This is a genomic window from Streptomyces sp. NPDC052016 (assembly GCF_044548445.1).
Taxonomy (GTDB): domain Bacteria; phylum Actinomycetota; class Actinomycetes; order Streptomycetales; family Streptomycetaceae; genus Streptomyces.
On sequence record NZ_JBIUBX010000011.1, the window covers coordinates 184,112 to 211,003 of the forward strand.

Here is a 26,892-nt window from a genome sequence, read left to right on the forward strand (position 1 = left end):
ATGGCTATCTGGCTCAACAAGGACAGCAAGGTCATCGTCCAGGGCATGACCGGCGCCACCGGCATGAAGCACACCAAGCTCATGCTCGGCGACGGCACCAACGTCGTGGGCGGCGTGAACCCGCGCAAGGCGGGCACCACCGTGGACTTCGACGGCACCGAGGTACCGGTCTTCGGCACCGTCAAGGAGGCCATCGAGGCCACCGGCGCCAACGTCTCCGTCATCTTCGTGCCGGAGAAGTTCACCAAGGACGCGGTCGTCGAGGCCATCGACGCCGAGATCCCGCTGGCCGTCGTGATCACCGAGGGCATCGCCGTGCACGACACGGCCGCCTTCTGGGCGTACGCCGGCAAGAAGGGCAACAAGACCCGCATCATCGGCCCGAACTGCCCCGGCATCATCACCCCGGGCCAGTCCAACGTCGGCATCATCCCGGGCGACATCACCAAGCCGGGCCGCATCGGCCTGGTCTCGAAGTCCGGCACGCTGACGTACCAGATGATGTACGAGCTGCGTGACATCGGCTTCTCGACGGCCGTCGGCATCGGTGGTGACCCGATCATCGGCACCACGCACATCGACGCCCTCAAGGCCTTCCAGGACGACCCCGAGACCGACCTGATCGTCATGATCGGCGAGATCGGCGGCGACGCGGAGGAGCGGGCCGCGGCCTTCATCAAGGAGAACGTGACCAAGCCGGTCGTCGGCTACGTCGCGGGCTTCACGGCGCCCGAGGGCAAGACGATGGGCCACGCGGGTGCCATCGTCTCCGGTTCGTCCGGTACGGCCCAGGCGAAGAAGGAGGCCCTCGAGGCCGCCGGCGTCAAGGTCGGCAAGACGCCCACCGAGACGGCGAAGCTGGCGCGGGAGATCCTGGCCGGCTGAGTTCCCTGGCTGAACGCCGGTGGGCCCGTTCCCTCGACCGGGGGGCGGGCCCACCGGCGTTTTCGCGTGCCCGCGCCGACCGCGGCCGAGCCGGGGCGCCGGGGTGCCGGGGCACCGGGGCAGCCGGCGGTGGTGTCGCCGGTGTCGTCGGTGTGCCGCCCGTTCCACCGGGCTTCCGGCAGCGGACCCTCCCGTCTCACCGGGCCTGCGGCAGCAGCCTTTCCGGCCCGTGGGCGGTCTCCGAGCGCAGCTTCGCCCGCAGTGACAGTTCCGCGTCCGACAACGGGCCCGGAGCCGCCTTCGGAGGCACCCCCCGTACCGTCTCGCCCGGGGGCACCGGGGGCTCGTACCTGGTGGGGGCCGTGTAGACGCTCAGGGAGGTCACGCCGATGAGGGCGGCCGTGAAGGCGATGGCCGCACGGGTCCAGAAGCGGGCGCGGCGCTCGCTGTTCATGCGTACGGTGGGCGGCTTCGCGGCACGGAGGCGTTCCGCGGAGGCCATCTGTGCCAGCCGGCGGTGCAGTTCGGCCGGGTCGGCCAGGGTAGGGAGGCGGGCGGCGACCATCTCACGGGCGTGCAGCAGGCGGCGCGCGGCCGCGGGCGTGCTGGCCTCCGTCTCGGCCGCCGTCTCCGGCAGGTCGAGGCCGACCCCGTCGTACAGCAGGAGGGTGCGGCGGTAGGGCGGTGGGAGGGCCAGCAGCGCGTCCAGCAACGCGCGGTCGGAGGCGGCGGCGGGCGGCGGTTCGGGGTGGCGGTATCGGGGGCGGAACTGGTGCCAGGGGGAGAGGGCGTACTCGTACGCCGCCGCCCGCACCCAGCTCGCCGGGTCGGGGTCGACGGCCACCTCGGGCCAGCGCTGCCAGGCGAGTTGGAAGGCCTGCTCGACCGACTCTCGCGCGAGCTCCCGGCGGCCGGTGAGGAGGTAGGCCTGGCGCACGAGGGCGGGGACGCAGTAGGCGTAGAGGGCGTCGAAGGCCTGAGCGGGAGTCAGGTGGGGGCGCAGGGGCGAGGGACGCTCAGGTGCGGACGGTGCCAAGGCCGCGGCCGGCGGCGTGGCCGCGTCCGGTCGCGTGGCCGCCGGCAGGGAAGCGGCGCTGTCGACCGACGTGGCCACGGGCAGCGGTGCGGTGCTGCCGACCGGCCTTGTCGCCGGCGGGGGTGTGGTGCGGTAGCCCGGCCTTGTCGCCGGCGGGGGTGTGGTGCGGTAGCCCGGCCTTGTCGCCGGCAGGGGTGTGGTGCCGTCGAGTGGTCCGGTCGCTGTCACCGCTTCCGTCGCGGCTTCCGTCGGTACGGCTGTGCCCCTTTCGGCCGGTTGGGCGGCGGAGGTGACGCCGTCGGGCGCGTCTTCCCGGGTCTGCTTCTCCGGACGGACCGTCATCTCCGGTTCCCCCACCAGGCGCGCCAGTGAGGCCAGGAGTTGCGCGTACGCCTCCCGCGCCCCACCCCGGGGAGCCCTGCGGCCGGTCTCCCACGCGCGCACCACGTCCCGGCTGACGCCCAGCCGGGCGGCGAGCTGAGCCTGGGTCAGCGAGCCCGCCTCACGCAGGCGTCGGCGTTCCCTGGGCGGCGGGAGCGGGGTGTCGGAGTCGTGTGTCACCGGATGCCCCTCCCTACGAAAAAGCACATAAGCATATATTGAGCGACACAGCGGAACTTCTCCTGTTACGGGGGAAAGGCGCGTGTCGTTGGGAGCATGACGAGCGTGATCCAGATGACCGCTCGCCGACCGTCGTTGTCCCTTCTGCTCGGCCGGATGCGCGACCGCTCGCCCGGACTGGGCGCCAGCCTCCTGAGCGGGGTGCTGGCGGCCGGGCTGGGGCTCGCCTCGTTCGCCGTGCTCGTGATCGTGCTGTGGATCAGTTCGCCGTATCCCGACAGCGGTCCGGGTGGTGCGCTGCACGTCGCCGCCGCGATGTGGCTGCTGGCGCACGGCGCGGAACTGGTGCGCGTCGACACGCTCTCCGGGGTGCCCGCACCGGTCGGTGTCACCCCCTTGCTGCTGCTCGCCCTGCCGGTCTGGCTGGTGCACCGGGCCGCCCGGGACGCCGTGTACGGGGGCGTGGAGGAGGACGTTCCGGTGGACGCTCCGCTGGTGGGCGTGCGGACGGCGTGGGTGGGCGTCGTGCTCGGGTACCTCGCCGTCGGGGTGGGCGCCGCGGTCTATGCGGCGGGGGGCGCGCTGCGGCCCTCGTGGGAGTGGACGGTGCTCTGTCTGCCGACCGTCGCGGTGGGGGCCGCCGGCGTGGGGGTGTGGACGGCGTACGGGCGGCCGCGCGGACCGTCCGGCGGCGTGCTGCTGGTCCTGCCGCGGTGGGCTCGGCGCCTGGTCCTCGCGGTGCAGGAACGGGAGTGGGCCGGGGTGGGGGCGCGGGCGGCGGTGGCCGGGGCGGCGGTGCTCGTCGGGGGTGGGGCGTTGCTGGTGGCGGTGTCCTCGGTGTGGCACGTCGGGGCGGCGCGTGGGGCCTTCGTGCAGCTCACGGATGGGTGGTCGGGCCGGTTCGCGGTGCTGCTGCTGTGTCTGGCGCTGGTGCCCAACGCGGCGGTGTGGGGAGCCGCGTATGCGGTGGGTCCGGGGTTCGTCCTCGGTGCCGGGCACGCGGTGCGGCCGTTGTTGTCGGACCCCGCGCCGACGCTGCCGCCGTTCCCGCTGCTCGCGGCGGTGCCGGAAGCGGGGGGCGGGGGGCCGTGGTACTGGGCGGCGGTCGGGGTGGTCCCGGTGGTGGCGGCGGCGACGGTGGGGGTGTTCGTGGCGCGGGCGGCCGCGGGCCGGTCGCGGTGGTGGGCGGTGGGCGTGGTGCTGCTGGCCGCGGTCGGGTCCGGGGGGTTGATGGGGGTGCTCGGGGCGCTGGCGGGTGGACCGCTGGGGGTGGCGGTGCTGTCCCGCTTCGGGCCGGTGGGGTGGCAACTGGGAGCTGCGGTGGCCCTGTGGGTCGCGGGGGTGGGCGTGCCGGTGGTTCTGGGGACGCGGGCGTGGTGGGGCCGGAGGTCGGCACGACGCGCGGGGGAGGGCGTGCCGGCGCCGGCGAGTGTCCCGGCTCCGGCTCCGGCTCCGGTGCCGGTATCGCCGCCCGCGCCCGGTCCTGTCGCGGACCCCGTACCCGCGGAGTGGGACCTCGCCCACGAGGCCGAGTCGAAGGAGGGGGACTTCGGCTGCGAGCCGTACGACGCGGACGTCACGGGCGCGAGCTGGTACGGCGAAGAGGCACGCGAGGTCCGGTGGGCGGCGTTGCGGGAGGCGGGGGAGGAAGGGACCGAAGAGACCGCCGGTGATGGTGAGGGGGAGAAGGAGGGGGAGGTCACGGAGCAGGCGAAGCGGGGGACGCAGTGATCATCGAGAGGCGCGCCCCGGCCGCCCCGTTGTCGTGCGCCCACCCCGCCGACCCGGCCGGCGTCGGCAGTCCCAAGCCGCCCGCCTCGCCCCGCTGCGCTCGTTCGTCCTGTAACCGCCGGGGACGCGGACACCCCCGGACCCGGGCGCGCCGGACCAGCCGACGCGGCCCTCGGTCACTGACCCCCCAGGACTCCCCGCAGCTCCTTCGGCAGCAGATCGCTGCAGGCCTGCTTCGCCTCGTTCGTCAGCGCGTCGTTCGTGCAGGTGTAGTAGTCCCGGTAGACCAACTGCGCGGTGAAGGTCACCGCGACCAGGGACAGGGCCAGGGACGCCGTGACCAGGCCGCTGATGGCGGCCGTCGTCTGCGGGCGGCCCCCGTTCCCGGCCACGGGCGGGGTGTTCGGGTCGGGGGTGCGGGGCTTGGCACGGAGGGCGCTGATGCCCCAGTGGAGGGCCAGGGCGCCGAGCAGCAGGGCCACGTACGGCCAGCCGAAGAGGGCGAAGAAGAAGGCCCACATACCGCACAGCAGCGCATACCGCGCGCGGCGCTGGGAGGGGTCCGTCGGGTCCCAGCGGGCCGTGGGGGCCGGGCCGCCGGGGCCGCCTTCAGGGCCGCCGCCGGGGCGCTCGCCGAAGCCGCCGGGGGAGCGGCCGGGCTGGCGGTCGCTCCACTGGCTGCCCCAGGGGGATTCGCCGCCCTGACCGCCGCCGGACTCGCCGTCGCCCGCACGGGACCCCGGGGCCGGGTGACGGGGCTGCCACGGGCGGTCCGGGGCGCCCTCCGGCGGCGGGGCGAAGGGGTTGTCGTCCTGGGAGTGGGGGGCACCGCCCCGCTCGTCGCCGTTCTCGCGGCCCGAGGGCGCGTCGGGCGGGGAGGCTGGGCGCTCCCGCAGCAGCACGGCGCCGCGCTCCCCTCCCTGCGGTGACTGCGGGGGGAGCGTGAGGAGTCGCAGACTGCGGTCCGGCATCAAGTGAGCGTCTTCCCCTAGGTGATCACAACGGTGTTCACGGCTGTCTGGTGTGGGCGGACACTTCGAGAACGTTCCGTGTGACGACCGCGTTCCCGAGCCCGCTCGCCTCAGACGCTACCTTCCGGCCACGCCCCCGTCCCGAGGGGGCCGCCCCGTGTGCCGGTATCGTTGCTGGCGGTCGGCCGCTTCGTAGACTTCCCCGTATCAGGGGGCGCGAAGCATTCGTACGACCGCACAAACGCACTCCCGAGAAAGGGCCCCGCCGTGGCCGCCAAGCCCGTGGCCGAGCCGGCCAAGCGCCTCGTCGTCCTGGTCTCCGGATCCGGTACGAACCTTCAGGCGCTGCTCGACGAGATCGCCGCCACCGGAGCCGAGGCCTACGGCGCCGAGATCGTGGCCGTCGGAGCCGACCGCGAGGGCATCGAGGGCCTCGCCCGGGCCGAGCGCGCCGGGATCCCGACCTTCGTGTGCAAGGTCAAGGACCACGGGACGCGTGAGGAGTGGGACCTCGCCCTCGCCGAGGCCGTCGCCGCCCACCGCCCCGACCTCGTCGTCTCCGCCGGGTTCATGAAGATCGTGGGCAAGGAGTTCCTGGCGCGGTTCGGCGGGCGGTTCGTCAACACCCACCCCGCGCTCCTCCCCAGTTTTCCCGGCGCCCACGGCGTCCGTGACGCCCTCGCGTACGGCGCCAAGGTCACCGGTTGCACCGTCCACTTCGTCGACGACGGCGTCGACACCGGGCCGATCATCGCGCAGGGCGTGGTCGAGGTCCGGGACGAGGACGACGAGAGCGCTCTGCACGAGCGCATCAAGGAAGTCGAGCGAAGGCTGCTCGTCGAGGTCGTGGGGCGGATCGCCCGCAACGGCTATCGCATTGAGGGACGAAAGGTAGTTATCCAGTGACCGCCGACAGCACTGTCACGGCCGAGACCACCCAGCGGGCCATCCGTCGCGCGCTCGTCAGCGTCTACGACAAGACCGGGCTCGAGGAGCTCGCGCGCGGGCTGCACGAGGCCGGCGTGGACCTCGTCTCCACCGGCTCCACCGCCGCCCGTATCGCCGCCGCCGGCGTCCCCGTCACCAAGGTCGAGGAGCTCACCGGCTTCCCCGAGTGCCTCGACGGCCGGGTCAAGACCCTGCACCCCAAGGTCCACGCCGGCATCCTCGCCGACCTGCGGCTCCCCGAGCACCAGCGGCAGCTGGAGGAGCTCGGCGTCGAGCCGTTCGACCTCGTCGTGGTCAACCTGTACCCGTTCCGCGAGACCGTCGCCTCCGGTGCCTCGCCCGACGAGTGCGTCGAGCAGATCGACATCGGCGGGCCCTCCATGGTGCGCGCCGCCGCCAAGAACCACCCCTCCGTGGCCGTGGTGACCAGCCCGGCCCGCTACGACGACGTCCTCGCCGCGGTCAAGTCCGGCGGTTTCGACCTGGCCGCCCGCAAGCGCCTGGCCGCCGAGGCCTTCCGGCACACGGCCGCCTACGACGTGGCCGTCGCCTCCTGGTTCGCCTCCACCTACGCGCCCGTCGACGAGTCGCGGTTCCCCGACTTCCTCGGCGCCACCTGGGAGCGCAAGAACACCCTCCGCTACGGCGAAAACCCGCACCAGCCCGCGGCCCTCTACGTCGACACGGCATCCATCAGCGGCTCCGCCGCGGCGGGCGGCGGCCTCGCCGAGGCCGAGCAGCTGCACGGCAAGGAGATGTCGTACAACAACTACACGGACACGGACGCCGCGCGCCGTGCCGCGTACGACCACGACGAGCCGGCCGTCGCGATCATCAAGCACGCCAACCCCTGCGGCATCGCGATCGGCGCGGACGTCGCCGAGGCGCACCGCAAGGCGCACGCCTGCGACCCGCTGTCGGCGTTCGGCGGCGTGATCGCCGTCAACCGGCCGGTCAGCAAGGAGATGGCGGAGCAGGTCGCCGAGATCTTCACCGAGGTCATCGTCGCGCCCGACTACGAGGACGGCGCCCTGGAGGCCCTCGCCAAGAAGAAGAACATCCGCGTGCTGAAGGCCCCGGGCGCCCCGGCCAACCCGGTCGAGGTCAAGGCCGTCGACGGCGGTGCGCTGCTCCAGGTCACCGACCGTCTCCAGGCCGACGGCGACGACCCGGCCAACTGGACCCTGGCCACCGGTGAGGCGCTGAGCCCGGCGGAACTGGCCGAGCTGGCCTTCGCCTGGAAGGCCTGCCGGGCCGTGAAGTCCAACGCGATCCTGCTGGCCAAGGACGGCGCCTCCGTCGGCGTCGGCATGGGGCAGGTCAACCGGGTCGACTCCTGCAAGCTGGCGGTGGAGCGTGCCGGGGAGGAGCGGGCCCGCGGCTCGTACGCCGCCTCGGACGCCTTCTTCCCCTTCCCGGACAACATCGACGTCCTCGCCGCCGCCGGGATCAAGGCCATCGTGCAGCCGGGCGGCTCGGTCCGCGACGAACTGGTCGTCGAGGCCGCGCAGAAGGCCGGCATCACGATGTACTTCACCGGGACGCGCCACTTCTTCCACTGAGCCGCACACGGCGGGGCCCCACCGGTCGGCGACCGGCGGGGCCCCGCCGTGCATTGCGGTACGGCCACTTCCAGGGCACCGTTCAGGCACGTGCCGTCGCCGCGCCGCCGCCGTCGGGCAGGGTCACTCCATGCTCGCGTGCGCATGCGTGGACCCGGTCGACATCCTGGCGACCTGGGCCGGGTACGGCCTGCTGGGCGTCGCCCTGCTGCTCGTCGGCCTCGTCTGCCTGGCCGGGCTGGTGCTCGGCGCCATGGTCGCCGTCGGGCACCTCGTGCACCGTGACCGAGGAGCCGACCGCCTCACCGGAGATACCGGCGCGGACGAACCACGGACCGGCCTCGCCGCCTTCCGCTGGGAGTCCGAACCCGACTGAGCGGTGTTCCCGGCCGGGAGGCGGCCGTCGTCGTGCGCCGGTTCAGTGGCGCGGGCGGCGGAACCAGTCCGCGCTGGCCCGTTTGGCGCAGAAGACGATCGTCACGACGCAGACGGCGATGAGGAGCAGACCGAGACCCCAGTACGCGATCATGAAGATGCCGGTGACGATCGCGAACGACGCGTAGACGATCGAGCACACCCGGACCGCGTTGCCGCCCTTGGCGTACTGGAGCAGCAGCACGAGGCCGAGGATCGCGAACACGGTGGCCAGGCACAGCAGGAAGACGGCGACGCCCTTGCCCACGTCCGCCAGTCTCTCCGCGTCCGCGTCACCGGTGATCCCCGCCTCGGCCATCGTCTCGTCCCACCGGGACAGGAAGTAGACGTACGAACCCGCGATGACCGCGTGGGCCAGGGCGATCACGCCCACGAGGATCTGCGCGACGCGGGTGAGGCGCGGCATCTCCAGCGGGCCGCCCGGGTACTGCCCGTCCCCGCCCGGGTACTGCGGGTACCCCTGCTGCGGGTATCCCTGCTGCGGGTACGGCGGCGCCTGGGGGAAGCCGTAGCCCTGCGGGGGCGCGCCCGGCGGCGGGCCCTGCTGCGGGTGGCCGTAGCCCGGACCGGCCGGGGGCTGCTGCGGGGCCGACGGCTGCTGGGGCGGCGGCCCGTAAGGGTTGTTCGGCTCGCCGAAACTCATGGCGGTCCTTCCTTGCACTCGAGTGCGGGGACGCGCGGCACGGTGCGGAGGAAGTTTCTTACAGATGCGGTCCGTCCCCCCGGTACTGCCCGCGGCACTGTGCGGCAATCGTCGAGCAGTGGCCGGTTCGTTGTCCAGCGGTGCTCAGCCGTGTTTCCCGGGACGTTGTGCAGATGCAACCTCGCCGGTCACCGCCGGACGATCACCGGCCGGGGCCGGGCGTGACCCCTCGGCGGCGGTGTGACCCGGATTGGAACCGGGAGGCGGTCATCCGGGAGGATGGAGCCATGACCGCCCAGATTCTCGATGGCAAGGCCACCGCAGCCGAGATCAAGTCGGATCTGACCGCCCGCGTGGCGGCGCTGAAGGAGAAGGGCGTGACGCCCGGCCTCGGCACGATCCTCGTCGGGGACGACCCCGGCAGCCAGAAGTACGTCGCCGGCAAGCACCGCGACTGCGCCGAGGTCGGCATCGCCTCCATCCAGCGCGAGCTGCCCGGCACGGCCACGCAGGAGGAGATCGAGGCGGTCGTACGCGAGCTGAACGAGGATCCCGCCTGCACCGGTTACATCGTCCAGCTGCCGCTGCCCAGGGGCATTGACGAGAACCGCGTCCTGGAGCTGATGGATCCGGCCAAGGACGCCGACGGCCTCCACCCGATGAACCTGGGCCGGCTCGTGCTCAACGAGCCCGCCCCGCTGCCCTGCACCCCCAACGGGGTGCTGACGCTCCTGCGCCGCCACGGCGTCGAGATCAAGGGCGCCGAGGTCGTGGTCGTCGGCCGTGGCGTGACCATCGGCCGCCCGATGCCGCTGCTGCTGACCCGGCGCAGCGAGAACGCCACGGTGACCCAGTGCCACACCGGCACCCGGGACCTCTCGGCGCACCTGAGGCGCGCGGACATCATCGTCGCCGCCGCCGGTTCCGCCCATCTGGTCCGCGCCGAGGACGTCAAGCCGGGCGCGGCCGTCCTCGACGTCGGTGTCTCCCGCAGCGCGGAGGGGAAGATCGTGGGCGACGTCCACCCGGACGTCCGCGAGGTCGCCGGCTGGATCTCCCCCAACCCGGGCGGCGTCGGCCCCATGACCCGCGCGCAACTGCTCGTCAACGTGGTCGAGGCGGCGGAGCGCAGTGTCGGCTGAGCCCCGGGACACCTCCGACGAGACCGAGGACCTCGACGGCGTCGAGGTGCGCGACCCCGTCAGCGCGCCCGACGCCGACGGTGTGCCGCGACGTACCACGCGCCGCTTCCCGCTGTTCACCCGGGACACCGCGCGCCCGGAGGGCGGCGGCCGGGCCGCCCCCGGCGACGCTCCGGCGCCCGCCCGGCAGTGGCCGATGCTCGCCGTCCTGGGCGTGGTCGCGCTGGGCCTGCTGCTGACCGCGTTCGACGAGTTCCGGATCGGCACGATCCTGATCGGCGTCGCCCTGCTCGGCGGCGCGGTCCTGCGCTGGCTGCTGCCCGGCGTCGGCATGCTCGCCGTCCGCTCCCGCTTCACCGACATAGCGACCTACGGCGTGCTGGGCGCCGTGATCGTCCTGCTGGCGCTGATGGCCCAGCCGGAGCCGTGGCTGCAGGTGCCGTTCCTGAAGGACACCCTGCACTTCACGGTCGACAGCTGACCCACACGCGGCAGTCGGCCGCACGGCGTGCGCGGCGGCCCGTCCTCTCCCCCGAGCCAGGACGGGCCGCCGACGCGTTCCACGCTCCCGCACCCCCGGCGGCCCGTTCAACGCCTGTCGGTCCGCTGTGGCACAGCGGTGACCGTTCCGCCACCGTGTGCGCGCCCCGCCACAGTCCGCGCCGCCCCGGGAACCGGCCGCCCGCCCGCCGTCGTCACTTGGTCGGGCGAAAGGGAGGACCGAAGGGGAGCGCGTGATGGGTACCTGGCAGCCGCTGCCGGACGACCTGCCGCCGGAGGTGCGGCACTTCGTGGAGCAGCTCCGGCGGCTGAAGGACGCCACCGGACTCAGCCTGGCCGCGCTCGGTGCCCGCACCGCGTACAGCAAGTCCTCCTGGCAGCGCTACCTCAACGCCGTGCAGCCGCCACCCCGGCAGGCCGTCGCCGCGCTCTGCCGGGTCGCGGGGCTGGCCGGCGCGGACGCCGAACGCCACGGCGTGCGCTGGGAACTGGCCGTCGAGGCCTGGCCCAAGCCCACGCCACCGCCCGGACCGCAGCCCGCGCCGGCCACCGGGCCCACCGGGAACACCACCTGGACCACCGACAACGCCAGGACCACCGACAACACCTGGCACACGGTCAACGCCCGGAGCGCCGGCGAGACCCGGCCCACCGGGAATGCCGGGGACTACGAGGACGACCCCACCCTCCCCTGGTGGGACCGCCCGGAGGAGCCGCCGCCCCGGCCCGCCGGGCGGCGGCTCCTCCTCTCCGCCGTCCTGCTGCTGCTCGTCCTGCTGGTCGTCGCGGTCGGGGGAGCCGTGGCGTCCGGCTGAGCGCTAACGTGACCGGAACGGGTCACGGCGCAGGAGGGGGAGCGATGCCTCGCTGGAAGGACCTGCCGGACGAACTCGACCCGCAGGTCGGGGAGTTCGTCGGCCGGCTGCGCCGGATCGTGGAGGGCGGCGGGCTGACCCTCCCGCAGCTCGCCGACCGCACCCACTACGCCCGGGCGTCCTGGGAGCGGTACCTCAACGGCCGCCTCCTCGCACCCAAGGGCGCGGTCGTCGCCCTCGCCGAGGTCACCGGCACCGACCCCGCCCCTCTGGTCACCCTGTGGGAACTGGCCGAGCGCGCCTGGAGCCGCGCCGAGCTGCGGCAGGACCGGGCGTCGGAGGCGCTGCGCCTCTCCCGTGCGGGGACGGTGACGGCGCCGAAGCCCGGCATCGCGGGCCCCGCCGGCGTGTCCCCGACGCTGCCGCCGCGCAACCCGGACGGGACGGACCCGGAGGACGCCGGGCCGCCGGTGAGCCGCCACGCGCAGCGGCCGGCGCTGTTCCTCGCCGGTGTGGTCGGGGTGGTGATCGCCGTCGTGGGCGCCTTCTTCGTCACCGACGGCGGCGAACCGAAGCGCGACACCGCCGCCGCGGCGTCCCCCTCGCCGTCAGCGTCTCCCAGCCCCCCGCTGCCGCCCGGCGTGCTCTGCTCCGGCGCCGGGTGCACCGGCAAGGACGCGGAGGAGATGGGTTGCAGCGGCAACCTCGCGACCACGGCGACCAGCGTGACCGTCGGCACGACCCTCGTCGAGGTCCGCTACAGCCGGACGTGCGGCGCGGCCTGGGGGCGGATCACCCGGGCGGGGCTGGGGGACCTGGTGCGGGTGACGGTCGGGCCGGTGCGGCAGACCGGCGACATCACGACCGTCGGCGACACGATCGCGTACACGCCGATGGTGGCGGTCGAGGAGCCGGGGCGGGCGCGGGCCTGCGCGGTGCTGGCGTCCGGGCGGCAGGGCTGCACGGGATAGAAGGACCGGCCGTCCGGCCGGGCCGATCGGGTGAGCGAACGCGCGGGAGCAAAAAAACCGGCGTCCGCAGGAATACCGGCGCCGCGCCTGGGCACGCGAACCGTACCCCCACGGGAGTCCGGCAACACCCGGCACCCCCACCCGGCGGCCGCCCGTTCCTCCTCTCCCGGACCGGCGGCCGCCGCTTCGTACGCGCGCGTGCGAGAGGCGTGCGCGCCGGGTCCCGGAGTGATCGGTCTGTGGGACGGACCACACTCCACCCGGGACGTCCGGGATCCCGGATGCGCGATAGCCTGACCGCTGGATGGATCTCTTGGCATCAAGAGATCGATCAAACGTCCGGGGCAGGGACGCCCCACCGCCAGCTGTCATACGGAGAACGCCATGACCCGCACTCCCGTGAACGTCACCGTCACCGGCGCGGCCGGCCAGATCGGTTACGCCCTGCTCTTCCGCATCGCCTCCGGCCAGCTGCTCGGCGCGGACGTGCCGGTCAAGCTGCGCCTGCTGGAGATCACCCCGGCGCTGAAGGCCGCCGAGGGCACGGCCATGGAGCTGGACGACTGCGCGTTCCCGCTGCTCCAGGGCATCGACATCACCGACGACCCGAACGTCGCCTTCGACGGTGCCAACGTCGGTCTCCTCGTGGGTGCCCGCCCCCGCACCAAGGGCATGGAGCGCGGTGACCTCCTGGAGGCCAACGGCGGCATCTTCAAGCCGCAGGGCAAGGCCATCAACGACCACGCGGCGGACGACATCAAGGTCCTGGTCGTCGGCAACCCCGCCAACACCAACGCCCTCATCGCCCAGGCCGCCGCGCCCGACGTACCGGCCGAGCGCTTCACCGCGATGACCCGCCTCGACCACAACCGCGCGCTGACCCAGCTCGCGAAGAAGACGGGCTCGACGGTCGCCGACATCAAGCGCCTGACCATCTGGGGCAACCACTCCGCCACCCAGTACCCGGACATCTTCCACGCCACCGTCGCGGGCAAGAACGCCGCCGAGGTCGTCAACGACGAGAAGTGGCTGGCCGAGGACTTCATCCCGACCGTCGCCAAGCGCGGTGCCGCGATCATCGAGGCCCGCGGCGCGTCCTCCGCTGCCTCCGCCGCCAACGCCGCCATCGACCACGTCTACTCCTGGGTCAACGGCACCCCGGAGGGCGACTGGGTCTCCATGGGCATCCCGTCCGACGGCTCCTACGGCGTCCCCGAGGGCCTGATCTCCTCCTTCCCGGTCACCACCAAGGACGGCAAGTACGAGATCGTCCAGGGCCTGGAGATCAACGAGTTCTCCCGCGCCCGGATCGACGCCTCCGTGAAGGAACTCGAGGAGGAGCGCGAGGCGGTCCGCTCGCTCGGCCTCATCTGAGTTCCCCCACGTCTCCGGTCCCCGGGCGGCGGAAGCCGTCCCGGGGACCAGTGCGTTCACGGGGCCATGAGGAGCGCGGCGAGCTGAAGACCAGGACGAACCGCGCTCCTTCACCTTGCACCGTGCGCGGCGCCGGGCGGGTGTCACCCCGGGGGTTCCGCAGGAGGTGACCCGTCCGCTGCCGCGGACAGCAGCCTCCGCCCCAGCTCCCGTGCCGCCTCCTGGAGCTCCCGCGGCCTGACGATCCTGAACGGCGCGTCCAGTGCCGTCAGTCGGCGCACGTACCAGTCGGGCTCGTCCGTCGTGGCCAGCAGGCGCGTCGTGCGGGCGTCGAGAGGCTCGGGTCGGCCGAGGCTGCGGGGGAGGCGGCGGGCCACCTCCTCGGCGGGGGCGTCGACGACGACCTCCACCTCGTACGTCCAGCCCTGCGCGAGGTGCTCTTCCAGCGCGGTCAGCGGGTCCAGACCGTCCGGCGGGGTGAACGTGCCGTCGAGGGTGGTGACTTCGGCGACCCGGTCGACGCGCAGGACGCGCCGGGCGTCGCGGGTGTGCGACCAGCACAGCAGGTACCAGCGGCCGTGGTGGACGACGACCGCCCACGGGTCGACCTCCATGTCCCGTACGCCCCGGACGCCCCGTTCGCCCGCGCGATAGCCGAGCCGCAGCCTGCGGTGGGCGGCGCACGCCTGGACGAGGGCGGCGGTGACGGCGGGGGCGGGGGTCGTCGTGTCGCCCTGCGCGGGGACCTGGCGGACCGCCTCGGCGGGCGCGGCCACCCGCTCCGGCAGCACCCGCAGCAGCTTGCCCAGCGCGCCGCCCACCGGCCCGGCCGGGTCGGCGGCGTCGTGGTGGCCGTCCAGCACCGCCATCACCAGGCCGAGCGCCTCCGCGGCCGTGAACATCAGCGGGGCGGGGCGCAGGCCGCGTCCGACGCGGTAGCCGCCGTAGGGGCCTCTTGCCGACTCCACGGGGATGCCCGCCTCCCGCAGGATGCCGACGTACCGGCGGGCGGCCCGCTCGGAGACGCCGAGCCGGGTGGCCAGGCGGCCGGCGGTGATGCCGGGGCAGCTCTGGAGCAGTTCGAGGGTGAGGAGGGCGCGGGCGGTGGGGCTGCTGTCGTCGTATCTCATTGTCCCCGGTGTCGTGGTCTTCGGTCTCATGGTCCCCGGTGTCGTGGTCTTCGGTCTCGCGGTCTCCGGTGGCGTGGCCCCGCTCTCAGGTCCCTGGCGCGGGGCACTCAGGGGCTCACGAGTCCCGGTCACTCGTCCCGGCATTCCGGCAGTGGATCGTCCGGAACGGACCGTAGTCTGCCGCGCATGAGCGACTGCACCGCATCCGCGCCGTTGCGGGAACCGCCCGTGGCCGGCAGCGAGGCCGACACGCTGATCGGCGCGCTGGAACGGCAGCGCAGGACCCTGGCGTGGAAGTGCGAGGGCCTGGACGCGGCCGGCCTGAACACCCGGCTCGCACCCTCGGCCGTCACCCTGGGCGGTCTGCTCAAGCACCTCGCCCTCGTGGAGGACGAGTACCTCACCCGCCGGCTGCTGGGGAAGCCGCTGGGCGCGCCCTGGGACTCCGCCGACCGGGACGCCGAGCCCGACTGGGAGTGGCGCTCGGCCGCCTCCGACCCGCCCGAGGAGCTGTACGCCCTCTGGGAGTCGGCCGTGGCCCGCTCCCGCGCCCATGTCCGGCAGGCGCTCGCCGAGGGCGGCCCCGGCACCCTCACCGCGTACACGAACGCCCGCGGCGAGTCCCCGAGTCTGCGCTTCCTGCTCGTCGAACTGATCGAGGAGTACGCCCGGCATGTCGGCCACGCCGACCTCCTCCGGGAGTCGATCGACGGACGCGTGGGGGAGGATCCGCCCCGGTGAGCAGCCCCACCCCGATCCCGCCCGGCGCCCTGGACGTCCGCCCGGCCAACGAGGCCTCCTGGGAGGAGCTGCGGGCCGTCTTCGGCACCACCGACTACCCGGGGCGCTGCCAGTGCCGGCGCTACAAGGTCCTGGAGCACGACTGGCGTGCCTCCACCCCCGAGGAGCGGGCCGGGCGTCTGCGTGAGGAGAGCCGCTGCGGCACCCCGGACGCCGAGTCGACGACCGGCCTGGTCGCCTATTTCGGCGGCACCCCCGTCGGCTGGGCCGCCGTCGAGCCCCGTACCGCCTACCCGCGGCTGCTGCGCACCCGGGTGCCGTGGACCGGCCGTCAGGAGGACCGGGCGGACGACGGGGTCTGGGCGGTGACCTGCCTGCTCACCCGCCGCGAGTACCGCCGTCGGGGCATCACCTACGGCCTCGCCCGCGCGACCGTCCCCTACGCCCGTGACCGCGGCGCCCGCGCGCTGGAGGCGTACCCGATGATCACCACGCCCGGCGTGGAGATCACCTGGGGGGAGCTGCACGTGGGCAGCCGCGAAGTGTTCGCCGAGGCGGGTTTCAGGGAGGTCAGCAGGCCGACGCTGCGGCGGGTGGTGATGCGGGTCGACTTCTGACGCTCCCCGGGCCGCTTCCGATGCTCTCGGGCCGTTTCTGATGCACTTCGGCCGCTTCCGGTGCTTTGCGGGGCCGCTTCTGATGCTCCCCGGCCGCCTGCGATGCTCCCCGGCCGCTTCTGACGTTCGCCGTCGGCTTCGGCCTCGTCCCCGGCCGCCCGGCGGCCCCTCCGGGGCCCGGCGATCACCCACGGCTCGCGAATCGTTCCTTTTGTCCGCAGTTCCCGTGACGCAGCGCACTTTCAGCCATCAATCGCGCATGCAATCGACGGCGAGAGGGCAGGCGCTCACGGTCCCGGTGAGTGACACCTATGTGACACAGGGGCACTGAACTGGAACGGAAGGCAAAACCGATCATGGCGGACACCCCAGAACTCCAGGCGCGGAAGACCATCCACGTGGACGGGGAATGGCGCGAAGCCGTCTCCGGCGCCACGCGCGAGATCCTCGACCCCGCGGACGCCCTGCCGTTCGCCGTGGTCGCGGAGGGCGACGAGAAGGACACCGACCTGGTGGTCGCGGCGGCCCGCCGGGCCTTCGACCACGGCCCGTGGCCCCGCACCCCCGCCGGCGAGCGCGCGGCCCTGCTGCGCCGCGTCGCCGATCTCCTCGTACGCGATCGTGAAGAACTGGGCCTGCTGGAGAGCCGGGACGCCGGGAAGACCGTCGAGGAGGGCCGCGTCGACATCGACTGTGTCGCCGACGCCTTCCGCTACTTCGCCGACCTGGTCGCCGCCGAGGCCCCGGGCCGGATCGTGGACGCGGGCTCGCCCGACGTCCACAGCGTCGTCGTCCACGAGCCGGTCGGCGTCTGCGCGCTGATCACTCCCTGGAACTACCCCCTCCTCCAGGCGAGTTGGAAGATCGCGCCCGCCCTCGCCGCCGGCAACACCTTCGTCGTCAAGCCCAGCGAGATCACCCCGCTGACGACGGTCGCGCTCATCGACCTGCTGGCCGAGGCCGGGCTGCCCGCCGGAGTCGCGGGCATCGTCACCGGGCCCGGCCACTCGGTCGGCGCCCGCCTCGCCGAGCACCCCGACGTCGACCTCGTCTCCTTCACCGGCGGCCTGGTCAGCGGCACCAAGGTCGCCCAGGCCGCCGCCCCCACCGTCAAGAAGGTCGCCCTCGAACTCGGCGGCAAGAACCCCAACGTCGTCTTCGCCGACGCCTGCGCCACGGACGAGGGCTTCGACACCGCCGTCGACCAGGCCCTCAACGCGGCCTTCATCCACAGCGGCCAGGTCTGCTCGGCGGGCGCCCGCCTCATCGTCGAGGAGTCCGTGCGGGACCGCTTCGTCGCCGAACTCGCCCGCCGGGCCGGCCGTATCCGCATCGGACGCGGCACGGAGGACGGCGTCGAGTGCGGCCCGCTCGTCTCCGACCAGCAGCGCGCCAAGGTCGAGGCGTACGTCGCGTCCGCGCTGTCCGAAGGAGCGGTGCTGCGCTGCGGCGGCAGGCGCCCCGAGCCGTCGCCGCAGCGGCCGGAGAACGGCTACTTCTACGAGCCGACCGTCCTGGACCGCTGCCATCGCGCGATGAAGGTCGTACGGGAGGAGGTCTTCGGACCCGTCCTCACCGTCGAGACCTTCCGCACCGAGGACGAGGCCGTGGCGCTGGCCAACGACACCGAGTACGGACTCGCCGGCGCCGTCTGGACCGCCGACGCGGGCCGCGCCCGCCGGGTCGCCGGCCGGCTGCGCCACGGCACCGTGTGGATCAACGACTTCCACCCCTACCTCCCGCAGGCGGAGTGGGGCGGCTTCGGCAAGAGCGGAGTGGGCCGCGAACTCGGCCCGGCCGGACTCGCCGAGTACCGCGAGACCAAGCACGTCTACCAGAACCTCGCCCCGAAACCCGTCCGCTGGTTCGCCGGCTGATCCCCGCCTCCCCCCGGAAGCCCCCGCGCCCAGCCCCACCTGGAGTCCCCCATGTCCCAGAACAGTCACGTCTACGACTATGTCGTGGTCGGCGGCGGCACCGCCGGCTCCGTCATCGCCTCCCGCCTCACCGAGAACCCCGACGTCACGGTCGCCGTCATCGAGGGCGGCCCCAGCGACGTCGGCCGCGACGACGTCCTGACCCTGCGCCGCTGGATGGGCCTGCTCGGCGGCGAACTGGACTACGACTACCCGACCACAGAACAGCCCCGCGGCAACTCCCACATCCGGCACAGCCGGGCCCGGGTCCTCGGCGGCTGCTCCTCCCACAACACCCTGATCGCCTTCAAACCGCTGCCGTCCGACTGGGACGAGTGGGAGGCGGCCGGCGCCAAGGGCTGGGGCGCGGTCCCCATGGAGGCGTACTACGCCCGCCTCCTCAACAACATCGTCCCGGTCGACGAGAAGGACCGGAACGCCATCGCCCGTGACTTCGTCGACGCGGCGCAGAAGGCGCTGGGCGTGCCGCGCGTGGAGGGCTTCAACCGCCGGCCGTTCGACGACGGCGTCGGCTTCTTCGACCTCGCCTACCACCCCGAGGACAACAAGCGGTCGAGCGCCTCGGTGGCGTACCTGCACCCGGTGATGGACGAGCGCGCCAACCTGACGATCCTGCTGGAGACCTGGGCGTACCGGCTCGAGCTGAACGGGACGCGCGCCGAGGGCGTGCACGTGCGCACGAAGCACGGCGAGGAGATCCTCGTCAGAGCCCGCGACGAAGTCCTCCTGTGCGCGGGCGCGGTCGACTCGCCCCGCCTCCTGCTCCACTCGGGCATCGGCCCCCGCCAGGACCTGGAGGCGCTCGGGATACCCGTCGTGCACGACCTCCCCGGCGTCGGCGAGAACCTGCTCGACCACCCCGAGTCGGTCATCGTCTGGGAGACCCACGGCCCCATCCCGGAGAACTCGGCGATGGACTCCGACGCGGGCCTGTTCGTGCGCCGCGACCCCGAACGCGCGGGCCCCGACCTGATGTTCCACTTCTACCAGATCCCGTTCACGGACAATCCGGAGCGCCTCGGCTACGAACGGCCGCCGTACGGCGTCTCGATGACCCCGAACATCCCCAAGCCGAAGAGCCGCGGCCGCCTGTACCTGACCAGCGCGGACCCGTCCGTCAAGCCCGCCCTCGACTTCCGCTACTTCACCGACGAGGACGACTACGACGGCCGCACCCTCGTCGACGGCATCCGCATCGCCCGCGAGATAGCGAAGACCGAGCCGCTGGCGGGCTGGCTGAAGCGCGAGGTGTGCCCGGGCCCCGACATCACCGGTGACGAGGAGCTCGGCGAGTACGCCCGCAAGGTCGCGCACACCGTCTACCACCCGGCGGGGACCTGCCGCATGGGCGCCGCGTCGGACGAACGGGCCGTGGTGGACCCCGAGCTGCGGATCCGGGGCCTGGAGGGCATCCGCGTCGCCGACGCCTCCGTGTTCCCGACCATGCCCGCCGTGAACCCGATGATCGGGGTGCTGATGGTGGGGGAGAAGGCGGTCGACCTGATCGGCGCACGACCCGCCGGCCTCGTCGGGGGTGGTGCCCGATGACCACGCTCCCCAACACCCCTGTCTTCTCCGTCGAGGGACTGTGGAAGGTCTTCGGACCCAAGCCCGAACGCGTGCCGGTGGACCCCGAGCTGGCCGGCCTGCCGGCCGCCGAACTGCGCTCCCGCACCGGCTGCACGGCCGCCGTCCGGGACGTCTCCTTCGACGTCCGCAGGGGCGAGGTCTTCGTCGTCATGGGCCTGTCCGGCTCCGGCAAGTCCACGCTGGTGCGCTGTCTGACCCGGCTGATCGAGCCGACGGCCGGCACCATCGCCGTGGACGGCGAGGACGTCCGCGCCATGGACCGCACCCGCCTGCGCGAACTGCGCCGCCACCGGGCCGCCATGGTCTTCCAGCACTTCGGCCTCCTCCCGCACCGCACGGTCCTCGACAACGTCGCCTACGGACTGGAGATCCAGGGCGTCGGCAGGTCCGAACGCCGGGAACGCGCCCGCGAGGTCGTCGCCAAGGTCGGCCTGGAGGGCATGGAACAGCGCAGGCCCGGCCAGCTGTCCGGCGGCCAGCGGCAACGGGTCGGTCTGGCACGGGCGCTGGCCGTCGATCCCGAGGTCCTCCTCTTCGACGAGCCGTTCAGCGCACTCGACCCGCTCATCCGGCGGGACATGCAGGAGGAGGTGGTCCGCCTGCACCGCGAGGAGGGCCGCACGATGGTCTTCATCACCCACGACCTCAACGAGGCCCTCAAGCTCGGCGACCGCATCGCCCTGATGCGCGACGGCCGCGTCGTCCAGCTCGGCACCCCGGAGGAGATCGTCGGCTCCCCGGCCGACGACTACGTCCGCGCGTTCGTCCGCGACGTCCCCCGCGAACAGGTCATGAGCGTCCGTACGGCCATGCGCCTCCCCACCGCCGAGGAGACGGCCACCGGCCCGGCGGTCTCCCCCGACGCCACCGTCTCCGAGGCGATCGAAGCGGTCGCCAGGACGGGCGCCCCGGCCCGCGTGGTGGACGAGGGCCGCTGCGTCGGCGTGGTGGACTCGGAGACGCTCCTGGGCGTGGTGGCGGGCACCACCACACCCGCGGCGAGCACATCCGCACCGGCCGGCGCGCCCGCCCCGGACCCCGCGGCCGCGGACCGTCACGCCGCCGGCGCGGCGGCGGTACCCGGCCCACGCGGCCGAGCGACCCCGCCCCGCGATGCCGGCGCGGAGGTGGTCTGATGGCGACGATCACCGCGACCGCCCCCCGTGTCTCCATGCCCCGCGTCCTCAGACACCGGGCCGTCCGCAAACTTCTCGTGCTGGCCCTGGCCGCGGCGGTCCTCGCCCCCCTGGCCCACGCCCGCTGGGCGGGCGCCGCCTGGCCCGAGGCGCTCACCGTCGACCTCTCCGGCCCCCTCAGCCGGGCCAGCGACTGGATCATCGACAACCGGGACAGCCACCCCCTGTTCCTCTACTTCCTCGGCCACGTCAGCAACGCCGTCGTCCTCTCCGTCCGCGCCGTCTACCTCGTCCTGCTCGCCGCGGGCTGGGCCGGCGTCACCGTGCTCGGCGCACTCGTCGCCTGGCGGGTGGCCGGGGCGAGGCTCGCGCTGGGCACGGCGGCCGCGTTCCTGACCTGCGGCCTGCTCGGCATGTGGGTGCCGACGATGCAGACGCTCGCCCTGATGGTGGTGGCCGTCCTGGCCTCCGTCGTCGTGGGCGCGATCCTCGGCCTCGCCGCCGGCCTCTCCGCGCGCATGGACCGCGCCCTGCGCCCGGTCCTGGACACCATGCAGGTGCTGCCCGCGTTCGCCTACCTCCTGCCCGTCGTGCTGGTCTTCGGCATCGGCGTCCCGGCGGCCGTCCTGGCCACCGTCGTCTACGCCGCCCCGCCCATGGCCCGCCTCACCGCCCTCGGCCTGCGCGGCGCCGACCCGGAGGTCCTGGAGGCGGTCGAGTCGCTCGGCGCCACCGCGCGCCAGCGCCTGCTGACCGCCCGCATCCCGCTGGCCCGCAGGGAACTCCTCCTCGGCCTCAACCAGACGATCATGATGGCGCTGGGGATGGCGGTCATCGCGTCGGTGATCGGCGCCGGCGGCCTGGGCGACCGCGTCTACCAGGCCCTGGCCTCGGTCGACGTGGGCGCCGCCCTCGCGGCCGGCATCCCGATCGTGCTGCTCGCGGTCGTCCTGGACCGGGTGACGGCCGCGGCCGGACGGCTCGGCGACTCCGGAACCCGGCGGCCCGCGTACTGGCTGTACGCCCTGCTCGCCACCGCCGCCGTGGCCCTCGCGGGCCGCCTGACGGGCCGCCTGGACTGGCCCGGCACCTGGACGGTCGCCATCGCCGAGCCGGTCAACCGCGCCGTCGACTGGATGACCGACCACCTCTACTCCGGCGTCCCCGTCGTCGGCGGCACCGCCGACTGGGCCGCCCACTTCACCACCTGGGTCCTGGACCCCCTGCGCGACGGCCTCCAGTGGCTGCCCTGGTGGTCGGTCCTGCTCCTCGTCGCCGCCCTCGCCTGGCTGATCGGCACCTGGCGCACCGCGCTGACCGCCGTCCTCGCCATGGCCGCGATCGGCGTGCTCGGCGTGTGGCAGCCGTCCCTCGACACGCTGTCCCAGGTGCTCGCCGCCGTCGCCGTCACCCTCGTCCTGGGCTTCGCCACCGGCATCGCGGCGGCCCGCAACGACCGCTTCGAGCGGCTGCTCCGCCCCGTCCTGGACGTCCTCCAGACGATGCCGCAGTTCGTCTACCTGATCCCGGTCGTCGCCCTGTTCGGCGTGGGCCGCGCCCCCGCCGTCGCCGCGGCCGTCGTCTACGCCCTGCCCGCCGTCGTCCGCATCACCACCCAGGGCCTGCGCCAGGTCGACGCGGCCGCCCTGGAGTCGGCGCGCTCGCTCGGCGCGACCGGCGGCCAGCAACTGCGCCAGGTCCAGCTCCCGCTCGCGCGCCCCGCGCTGCTGCTCGCCGTGAACCAGGGCGTGGTGCTGGTCCTCGCCGTCGTCATCATCGGCGGCCTGGTCGGCGGCGGCGCCCTCGGCTACGACGTCGTCTTCGGCCTCGCCCAGGGCGACCTCGCGACCGGTCTCGTCGCCGGCGCCGCGATCGTCTGCCTCGGCCTGATGCTCGACCGGGTGACCCAGCCGGCCGACCGGCGCGCGCAGAAGGGAGCGTGACATGCGCCTTCGCCCACGCATCCGTACGACCGCCGCGGTGGCGGCCGGGTCGGCACTGCTGCTGACCGGCTGCGGCGCCGCCGACATGACCCGGCAGGCTTCGCCCTTCGCCAACGCCCAGGGCTCCAGGACGGTGACCCTGTCCGTCCAGTCCTGGGTGGGCGCGCAGGCCAACGTCGCCGTCGCGCAGTACCTGCTCGAACACGAGCTGGGCTACCGCGTCGACACCGTCCAGGTGGACGAGGTCCCCGCCTGGGACGCCCTCAGCCAGGGCCGCGTCGACGCGATCCTGGAGGACTGGGGCCACCCGGAGCAGGAACAGCGCTACGTCGACGACAAGAAGACCATCGCGCGCGGCGGCGACCTCGGGGTCACCGGGCACATCGGCTGGTACGTCCCGACGTACTTCGCCGAGCGGCACCCCGACGTCACCGACTGGAAGAACCTGAACAAGTACGCCTCGCAGTTCCGCACCGCCGAGAGCGGCGGCAAGGGCCAGCTGATGGACGGCTCCCCGTCGTACGTCACCAACGACAAGGCCCTGGTGAAGAACCTCGAGCTGGACTACCAGGTGGTGTTCGCCGGTTCGGAGGCCGCGCAGATCACCCAGATCCGGCAGTTCGCCAAGGAGAGGAAGCCCTTCCTGACGTACTGGTACGCCCCCCAGTGGCTGTTCGAGAAGGTCCCGATGACGGAGGTGAAGCTCCCGCCCTACAAGGAGGGCTGCGACGCCGACCCCGAGAAGGTGGCCTGCGGCTACCCGCACACCCCGCTGGAGAAGTACCTCAACGCCGACTTCGCGCGGACGGGCGGCAAGGCGGCCGCCTTCCTGAAGAAGTTCCGGTGGACCACCGAGGACCAGAACGAGGTCTCCCTGATGATCGCCGACCAGAAGCTGACGCCCGAGGAGGCGGCGAAGAAGTGGGTGGACAGCCACGCCTCCACCTGGAAGGCGTGGCTGCCCTGACCCCCGTCACCGGGCGAGGCGGTCGGCCGTCTCCCGCAGCGCCCGTGCCGCCGAGCGCTGCAGTCCCGGCCCGAACGTGACGCGCGTGGCCCCGAGTTCACCGAGCCGGGTGGGCGAGGGGCCCTCGCCGTCCAGCCGGGCCAAGACGTTGACCGGCCCCTGGATCCCGGACCGCAGCAGCGGCAGCACCTCCGTCGGGGCGCCGATCGGGTACACGCAGTCGGCGCCGGCGGCGACGTACAGCGCCGCCCGCTCGACGGCCCGCTCGGGGTCGGGGACACCACGGACGAAGGTGTCGATGCGCGCGTTGACGAAGAGCCGGCCGGCCGCCGCCGAGCACACCTCGGCCAGCCAGTCGGCGTGGGCCCGCGCGTCCTTGAGGACACCCCCGTCGGAGTCCTCGAGGTTGCAGCCCACGACGCCGGCCTCCAGCAGCCGCTCGACCAGCTCCTTCGGCCGCAGGCCGTACCCGCCCTCGACGTCCGCCGACACCGGCACGTCCACGGCACGGGCGATCCGCGCCACCGCCGCGAACATCTCGCCCGCCGGGGTCCGGCCGTCCTCGTGACCGAGGGAGGCGGCCACCCCGGCGCTCGGCGTGGCCAGCGCGGGAAAGCCGGCGTCCACCAGGACGCGGGCGCTTGCCGCGTCCCAGGGGCCGGGCAGCACCAGCGGGTCGGCCGGTGAGCGGCGGCTGTGCAGCGCGCGGAAGAGGTCGATCCCCCTCATGGCGTGTAACCCCCCGGCGGGACACGGCGGCTCACCATCACCCGGTTCCAGTTGTTGATGGCCGTGATCAGGGCGATGAGATGGGCCAGTCGCACGGGGGCGAAGTGCCGCTCCGCCCTCCGGAACACCTCGTCCGGCACGAACCCCGCACCGGGCCCGGTCCGGGAGCTGCCCCCGGTGAGGACCGTCACCGCCTCCGTCAGCGCGAGCGCGGCCCGCTCCCGCTCGTCGTAGACGTCCCCCGCCTCCTCCCAGGCGCTCAGCAGATCGAGCTGCTTCTCGCCGACGCCCTGCTCGCGGGCGAGGCGGAGGTGCATGTCGAGGCAGAACGCGCAGTGGTTGACCTGCGAGGCCCGGACCATGACGAGCTCGGCGAGCGCGGGGTCGCCGAGCCCCTTCTTCGCGGCGGCGCTGAGCGCGGACAGGGACTGCGCGACGGCCCGGTCCAGCACCGCGGTGCGCGGCACCGTCACTTGTACTGGCCGACCTCGTAGTGCCCCGGCACCAGCCGGCAGGTCACCCCGAACCGGTTCCACGCGTTGATCACCGTGATCGCGGCGATCAGCTGCGCCAGCTCCGCCTCCTCGAAGTGCTTCGCCGCCTTCTCGTACACCGCGTCCGGCACGAACCCGTCCGTCAGGACGGTCACCGCCTCCGTCAGCGCCAGCGCCGCCAGCTCCTTCTCGGTGTAGAAGTGCTCCGACTCCTCCCACGCGCTGAGCTGGATGATCCGCTCCACGCGCTCGCCCGCCGCGAGCGCGTCCTTGCTGTGCATGTCGACGCAGAGCGCGCAGCGGTTGATCTGCGAGGCGCGGATCTTCACGAGCTCCAGCAGCGTCGGGTCGAGTCCCTTACGGGCGGCGGCGTCGAGCCGGATCATCGCCTTGAAGACGTCGGGGGCCAGCTCGGCCCAGGCCAGGCGGGGGGTGTGCTCGGGGGCGTACTCCACGGTCGTCGCGGTCTCGGGCGTCGTCGTGCTGTCGTTGCGGTGCGTCGTCATGCCGTCGACCCTAGGAGCGAGGCAGCCCACGAGTATGGTCCATTCCGATGGAGAAACCATGGGCCACTCTGGGCGTCGACCTGCACCTGGAACCGACGGGGCACGGTCTGCGCCGGGGCCTGACCGACGCCCTGCGCGAGGCGGTCCGCAGCGGCCGGCTGGCCCCCGGCACCCGGCTGCCCTCCTCCCGCACGCTCGCCGCCGACCTCGGCATCGCCCGCAACACGGTCGCCGACGCCTACGCCGACCTGGTCGCCGAAGGCTGGCTCACCGCCCGCCAGGGCTCGGGCACCCGGGTCGCGGAGCGTGCGGTCGTCCCGCCCAGCGGCGCCCCACCCCAGCGCAGGGAGCGCCACCGGCCCGTCTACGACCTGCGCCCCGGCTCTCCCGACCTCGCCTCCTTCCCGCGCACGGAATGGCTCAAGGCCGCCCGCCGCGCCGTCACCGCCGCACCCAACGACGCCCTCGGCTACGGCGACTCCCGGGGCCGCGTCGAACTGCGCACCGCGCTCGCCGTCTACCTCGCCCGCTCCCGGGGCGTGCGCACCGACCCCGAACGCATCCTCGTCGTCGCCGGGTTCGCGCACGGACTGCAGGTGCTCGGCACGGTCCTGCGGGCACGCGGAGCGCGCACGGTCGCCGTCGAGTCCTACCGCCTCGACGTCCACGAGAAGCGGCTGACCACCGCCGGCCTGCGGACCCGGCCGCTTCCCTTCGACCGACTCGGCACGGACCCTTCGCCGTTGACGGACGAGGGCGCCGTCCTCCTCACGCCCGCCCACCAGTTCCCGATGGGCGTGCCCCTGCACCACGACCGCCGGGCGGCCGTCGTGGACTGGGCGCGGCACACCGGCGGGCTGGTCCTGGAGGACGACTACGACGGCGAGTTCCGCTACGACCGCCAGCCCGTCGGCGCCCTCCAGGGGCTCGACCCCGACCACGTCGTCTACCTGGGCACCGCCAGCAAGTCCCTCGCCCCCGGTCTGCGGCTGGCCTGGATGGTGCTGCCGCCCGGTCTCGCCGAGGAGGCCGCGGCGGCGAAGGGCGAGATCGACACCTGCGGCGTGCTGGACCAGCTGACCCTGGCCGAGTTCCTCACCTCCGGGGCCTACGACCGTCAGGTGCGCTCCGCCCGCCTGCGCTACCGCCGCCGCAGGGACGCCCTGGTCGAGGCGCTCGCCGACCGGGCCCCCGACGCCCACGTCACCGGCATCGCGGCCGGACTGCACGCCGTCGTCAACCTCCCGCCCGGCACCGAGCAGTCGGTGGTCCGGGCGGCCGCCTGGCAGGGCCTGGCCGTCCACGGCCTGTCCTTCTTCCGCCACCAGGACGCCATCGCCGACCCGCAGGACGCCCTGGTCGTGGGGTACGCGACCCCACCGGACCACGCCTGGACGGGAGCGCTGGACGCCCTGTGCCGGGTCCTGCCCTGACGGCCCCCTACCGACCCGCGAACGGGCGAGGGCCGGCGCGCCCTTCACAAACAGCGAAAACAGCGCAAACAGCGGAAACGGACCGCAGGGAGCG

Annotated in this window: 25 protein-coding genes; 18 read left to right on the forward strand and 7 right to left on the reverse strand. The window is 73.6% G+C overall.

Going from position 1 to position 26,892, the window contains the following annotated elements; all coding sequences use genetic code 11:
• Positions 1–885: a succinate--CoA ligase subunit alpha gene (gene sucD, locus ACIHAR_RS16140; protein ID WP_365461828.1), complete on the forward strand. Its 885-nt coding sequence runs from the start codon at positions 1–3 to the stop codon at positions 883–885.
• Positions 886–1,081: 196 nt separating this feature from the next.
• Here the strand turns inward: sucD and ACIHAR_RS16145 are convergent, their stop codons facing one another.
• The gene (locus tag ACIHAR_RS16145; protein WP_400019849.1) at positions 1,082–2,482 is read right to left on the reverse strand and encodes a sigma factor-like helix-turn-helix DNA-binding protein; all 1,401 of its coding nucleotides are present in this window, start codon (positions 2,480–2,482) and stop codon (positions 1,082–1,084) included.
• 96 nt (positions 2,483–2,578) lie between these two features.
• Between ACIHAR_RS16145 and ACIHAR_RS16150 the strand changes: the two genes are divergently transcribed.
• Positions 2,579–4,213: a DUF6350 family protein gene (locus tag ACIHAR_RS16150; protein WP_400019851.1), complete on the forward strand. Its 1,635-nt coding sequence runs from the start codon at positions 2,579–2,581 to the stop codon at positions 4,211–4,213.
• A 176-nt stretch (positions 4,214–4,389) separates the two neighbouring features.
• On the opposite strand, the gene ACIHAR_RS16155 is transcribed toward ACIHAR_RS16150, so the two are convergent.
• Positions 4,390–5,184 carry a hypothetical protein gene (locus tag ACIHAR_RS16155; protein ID WP_365461822.1) on the reverse strand — a complete coding sequence of 265 codons (795 nt, stop codon included), beginning with the start codon at positions 5,182–5,184 and terminating at the stop codon, positions 4,390–4,392.
• 267 nt (positions 5,185–5,451) lie between these two features.
• On the opposite strand from ACIHAR_RS16155, the gene purN reads away from it, so the two are divergent.
• The 3 genes from purN to ACIHAR_RS16170 all read left to right on the forward strand — a co-directional run bounded on the left by purN (position 5,452) and on the right by ACIHAR_RS16170 (position 8,070).
• Positions 5,452–6,090 (forward strand): phosphoribosylglycinamide formyltransferase, encoded by a 639-nt coding sequence (purN, locus tag ACIHAR_RS16160; RefSeq protein ID WP_365461820.1) that lies wholly within the window; start codon positions 5,452–5,454, stop codon positions 6,088–6,090.
• Positions 6,087–7,694: a bifunctional phosphoribosylaminoimidazolecarboxamide formyltransferase/IMP cyclohydrolase gene (gene purH / locus ACIHAR_RS16165; RefSeq protein WP_400019854.1), complete on the forward strand. Its 1,608-nt coding sequence runs from the start codon at positions 6,087–6,089 to the stop codon at positions 7,692–7,694. The genes purN and purH overlap by 4 nt, the downstream gene beginning before the upstream one ends.
• 130 nt (positions 7,695–7,824) lie before the next feature.
• Entirely contained in the window at positions 7,825–8,070 is a 246-nt protein-coding gene (locus ACIHAR_RS16170) for a hypothetical protein (protein WP_400019856.1), read from the forward strand.
• Between the two features lie 42 nt (positions 8,071–8,112).
• On the opposite strand, the gene ACIHAR_RS16175 is transcribed toward ACIHAR_RS16170, so the two are convergent.
• Entirely contained in the window at positions 8,113–8,772 is a 660-nt protein-coding gene (locus ACIHAR_RS16175) for a hypothetical protein (protein WP_365461814.1), read from the reverse strand.
• A gap of 287 nt (positions 8,773–9,059) precedes the next feature.
• On the opposite strand from ACIHAR_RS16175, the gene ACIHAR_RS16180 reads away from it, so the two are divergent.
• The 5 genes from ACIHAR_RS16180 (at position 9,060) to ACIHAR_RS16200 (ending at position 13,575) form a co-directional block, all read left to right on the forward strand.
• Complete coding sequence (locus tag ACIHAR_RS16180; RefSeq protein ID WP_365461812.1) at positions 9,060–9,914, forward strand: bifunctional methylenetetrahydrofolate dehydrogenase/methenyltetrahydrofolate cyclohydrolase; 855 nt, start codon at positions 9,060–9,062, stop codon at positions 9,912–9,914.
• A complete protein-coding gene (locus ACIHAR_RS16185; RefSeq protein WP_365461810.1) occupies positions 9,904–10,395 on the forward strand; it encodes a DUF3017 domain-containing protein in 492 nt (163 codons plus the stop codon). The genes ACIHAR_RS16180 and ACIHAR_RS16185 overlap by 11 nt, the downstream gene beginning before the upstream one ends.
• A gap of 256 nt (positions 10,396–10,651) precedes the next feature.
• Complete coding sequence (locus ACIHAR_RS16190; RefSeq protein ID WP_400019860.1) at positions 10,652–11,230, forward strand: helix-turn-helix domain-containing protein; 579 nt, start codon at positions 10,652–10,654, stop codon at positions 11,228–11,230.
• 44 nt (positions 11,231–11,274) lie between these two features.
• Positions 11,275–12,201 (forward strand): DUF2690 domain-containing protein, encoded by a 927-nt coding sequence (locus ACIHAR_RS16195; RefSeq protein WP_400019862.1) that lies wholly within the window; start codon positions 11,275–11,277, stop codon positions 12,199–12,201.
• A gap of 384 nt (positions 12,202–12,585) precedes the next feature.
• A complete protein-coding gene (locus tag ACIHAR_RS16200; protein ID WP_365461804.1) occupies positions 12,586–13,575 on the forward strand; it encodes a malate dehydrogenase in 990 nt (329 codons plus the stop codon).
• Between the two features lie 143 nt (positions 13,576–13,718).
• Here the strand turns inward: ACIHAR_RS16200 and ACIHAR_RS16205 are convergent, their stop codons facing one another.
• Positions 13,719–14,705 (reverse strand): helix-turn-helix transcriptional regulator, encoded by a 987-nt coding sequence (locus ACIHAR_RS16205; protein ID WP_400019864.1) that lies wholly within the window; start codon positions 14,703–14,705, stop codon positions 13,719–13,721.
• A 186-nt stretch (positions 14,706–14,891) separates the two neighbouring features.
• Between ACIHAR_RS16205 and ACIHAR_RS16210 the strand changes: the two genes are divergently transcribed.
• The 7 genes from ACIHAR_RS16210 to ACIHAR_RS16240 all read left to right on the forward strand — a co-directional run bounded on the left by ACIHAR_RS16210 (position 14,892) and on the right by ACIHAR_RS16240 (position 23,636).
• On the forward strand, positions 14,892–15,446 hold the full coding sequence (locus tag ACIHAR_RS16210) for a DinB family protein (RefSeq protein ID WP_365461800.1): 555 nt from the start codon (positions 14,892–14,894) through the stop codon (positions 15,444–15,446).
• Complete coding sequence (locus ACIHAR_RS16215) at positions 15,443–16,063, forward strand: GNAT family N-acetyltransferase (RefSeq protein ID WP_400019867.1); 621 nt, start codon at positions 15,443–15,445, stop codon at positions 16,061–16,063. Before ACIHAR_RS16210 ends, ACIHAR_RS16215 begins: the two co-directional genes overlap by 4 nt.
• 356 nt (positions 16,064–16,419) lie before the next feature.
• Complete coding sequence (locus ACIHAR_RS16220; protein ID WP_400019869.1) at positions 16,420–17,940, forward strand: aldehyde dehydrogenase family protein; 1,521 nt, start codon at positions 16,420–16,422, stop codon at positions 17,938–17,940.
• A gap of 51 nt (positions 17,941–17,991) precedes the next feature.
• Positions 17,992–19,548 carry a GMC oxidoreductase gene (locus ACIHAR_RS16225; RefSeq protein WP_365461795.1) on the forward strand — a complete coding sequence of 519 codons (1,557 nt, stop codon included), beginning with the start codon at positions 17,992–17,994 and terminating at the stop codon, positions 19,546–19,548.
• Positions 19,545–20,726, forward strand: a complete 1,182-nt coding sequence (locus tag ACIHAR_RS16230) for a glycine betaine/L-proline ABC transporter ATP-binding protein (RefSeq protein ID WP_400019871.1) — start codon at positions 19,545–19,547, stop codon at positions 20,724–20,726. The genes ACIHAR_RS16225 and ACIHAR_RS16230 overlap by 4 nt, the downstream gene beginning before the upstream one ends.
• Positions 20,726–22,669 carry an ABC transporter permease subunit gene (locus ACIHAR_RS16235; RefSeq protein ID WP_365461791.1) on the forward strand — a complete coding sequence of 648 codons (1,944 nt, stop codon included), beginning with the start codon at positions 20,726–20,728 and terminating at the stop codon, positions 22,667–22,669. The genes ACIHAR_RS16230 and ACIHAR_RS16235 overlap by 1 nt, the downstream gene beginning before the upstream one ends.
• A gap of 1 nt (position 22,670) precedes the next feature.
• Positions 22,671–23,636, forward strand: coding sequence for an ABC transporter substrate-binding protein (locus ACIHAR_RS16240; RefSeq protein WP_400019874.1), 966 nt, complete (start codon positions 22,671–22,673; stop codon positions 23,634–23,636).
• A 6-nt stretch (positions 23,637–23,642) separates the two neighbouring features.
• On the opposite strand, the gene ACIHAR_RS16245 is transcribed toward ACIHAR_RS16240, so the two are convergent.
• The 3 genes from ACIHAR_RS16245 to ACIHAR_RS16255 are packed head-to-tail and all read right to left on the reverse strand — an operon-like array spanning position 23,643 to position 25,365.
• Positions 23,643–24,365, reverse strand: coding sequence for an isocitrate lyase/phosphoenolpyruvate mutase family protein (locus tag ACIHAR_RS16245; RefSeq protein WP_365461787.1), 723 nt, complete (start codon positions 24,363–24,365; stop codon positions 23,643–23,645).
• Positions 24,362–24,832 carry a carboxymuconolactone decarboxylase family protein gene (locus tag ACIHAR_RS16250; protein WP_400019919.1) on the reverse strand — a complete coding sequence of 157 codons (471 nt, stop codon included), beginning with the start codon at positions 24,830–24,832 and terminating at the stop codon, positions 24,362–24,364. The genes ACIHAR_RS16245 and ACIHAR_RS16250 overlap by 4 nt, the downstream gene beginning before the upstream one ends.
• A gap of 2 nt (positions 24,833–24,834) precedes the next feature.
• Positions 24,835–25,365: a carboxymuconolactone decarboxylase family protein gene (locus ACIHAR_RS16255; RefSeq protein WP_365461785.1), complete on the reverse strand. Its 531-nt coding sequence runs from the start codon at positions 25,363–25,365 to the stop codon at positions 24,835–24,837.
• Positions 25,366–25,412: 47 nt separating this feature from the next.
• On the opposite strand from ACIHAR_RS16255, the gene ACIHAR_RS16260 reads away from it, so the two are divergent.
• Positions 25,413–26,798, forward strand: a complete 1,386-nt coding sequence (locus tag ACIHAR_RS16260; protein ID WP_365461783.1) for a PLP-dependent aminotransferase family protein — start codon at positions 25,413–25,415, stop codon at positions 26,796–26,798.
• The last annotated feature ends 94 nt before the right edge of the window (positions 26,799–26,892 follow it).

What these genes read in the sequence shown, in the direction of transcription:
- sucD (WP_365461828.1), top strand. Translation starts at nt 1, where the DNA reads ATGGCTATCTGGCTCAACAAGGACAGCAAGGTCATCGTCCAGGGCATG.
- ACIHAR_RS16150 (WP_400019851.1), top strand. Translation starts at nt 2,579, where the DNA reads ATGACGAGCGTGATCCAGATGACCGCTCGCCGACCGTCGTTGTCCCTT.
- ACIHAR_RS16155 (WP_365461822.1), bottom strand. Translation starts at nt 5,184, where the DNA reads ATGCCGGACCGCAGTCTGCGACTCCTCACGCTCCCCCCGCAGTCACCG.
- ACIHAR_RS16170 (WP_400019856.1), top strand. Translation starts at nt 7,825, where the DNA reads ATGCTCGCGTGCGCATGCGTGGACCCGGTCGACATCCTGGCGACCTGG.
- ACIHAR_RS16175 (WP_365461814.1), bottom strand. Translation starts at nt 8,772, where the DNA reads ATGAGTTTCGGCGAGCCGAACAACCCTTACGGGCCGCCGCCCCAGCAG.
- ACIHAR_RS16180 (WP_365461812.1), top strand. Translation starts at nt 9,060, where the DNA reads ATGACCGCCCAGATTCTCGATGGCAAGGCCACCGCAGCCGAGATCAAG.
- ACIHAR_RS16190 (WP_400019860.1), top strand. Translation starts at nt 10,652, where the DNA reads ATGGGTACCTGGCAGCCGCTGCCGGACGACCTGCCGCCGGAGGTGCGG.
- ACIHAR_RS16195 (WP_400019862.1), top strand. Translation starts at nt 11,275, where the DNA reads ATGCCTCGCTGGAAGGACCTGCCGGACGAACTCGACCCGCAGGTCGGG.
- ACIHAR_RS16200 (WP_365461804.1), top strand. Translation starts at nt 12,586, where the DNA reads ATGACCCGCACTCCCGTGAACGTCACCGTCACCGGCGCGGCCGGCCAG.
- ACIHAR_RS16205 (WP_400019864.1), bottom strand. Translation starts at nt 14,705, where the DNA reads ATGAGATACGACGACAGCAGCCCCACCGCCCGCGCCCTCCTCACCCTC.
- ACIHAR_RS16210 (WP_365461800.1), top strand. Translation starts at nt 14,892, where the DNA reads ATGAGCGACTGCACCGCATCCGCGCCGTTGCGGGAACCGCCCGTGGCC.
- ACIHAR_RS16220 (WP_400019869.1), top strand. Translation starts at nt 16,420, where the DNA reads ATGGCGGACACCCCAGAACTCCAGGCGCGGAAGACCATCCACGTGGAC.
- ACIHAR_RS16225 (WP_365461795.1), top strand. Translation starts at nt 17,992, where the DNA reads ATGTCCCAGAACAGTCACGTCTACGACTATGTCGTGGTCGGCGGCGGC.
- ACIHAR_RS16230 (WP_400019871.1), top strand. Translation starts at nt 19,545, where the DNA reads ATGACCACGCTCCCCAACACCCCTGTCTTCTCCGTCGAGGGACTGTGG.
- ACIHAR_RS16235 (WP_365461791.1), top strand. Translation starts at nt 20,726, where the DNA reads ATGGCGACGATCACCGCGACCGCCCCCCGTGTCTCCATGCCCCGCGTC.
- ACIHAR_RS16240 (WP_400019874.1), top strand. Translation starts at nt 22,671, where the DNA reads ATGCGCCTTCGCCCACGCATCCGTACGACCGCCGCGGTGGCGGCCGGG.
- ACIHAR_RS16245 (WP_365461787.1), bottom strand. Translation starts at nt 24,365, where the DNA reads ATGAGGGGGATCGACCTCTTCCGCGCGCTGCACAGCCGCCGCTCACCG.
- ACIHAR_RS16255 (WP_365461785.1), bottom strand. Translation starts at nt 25,365, where the DNA reads ATGACGACGCACCGCAACGACAGCACGACGACGCCCGAGACCGCGACG.
- ACIHAR_RS16260 (WP_365461783.1), top strand. Translation starts at nt 25,413, where the DNA reads ATGGAGAAACCATGGGCCACTCTGGGCGTCGACCTGCACCTGGAACCG.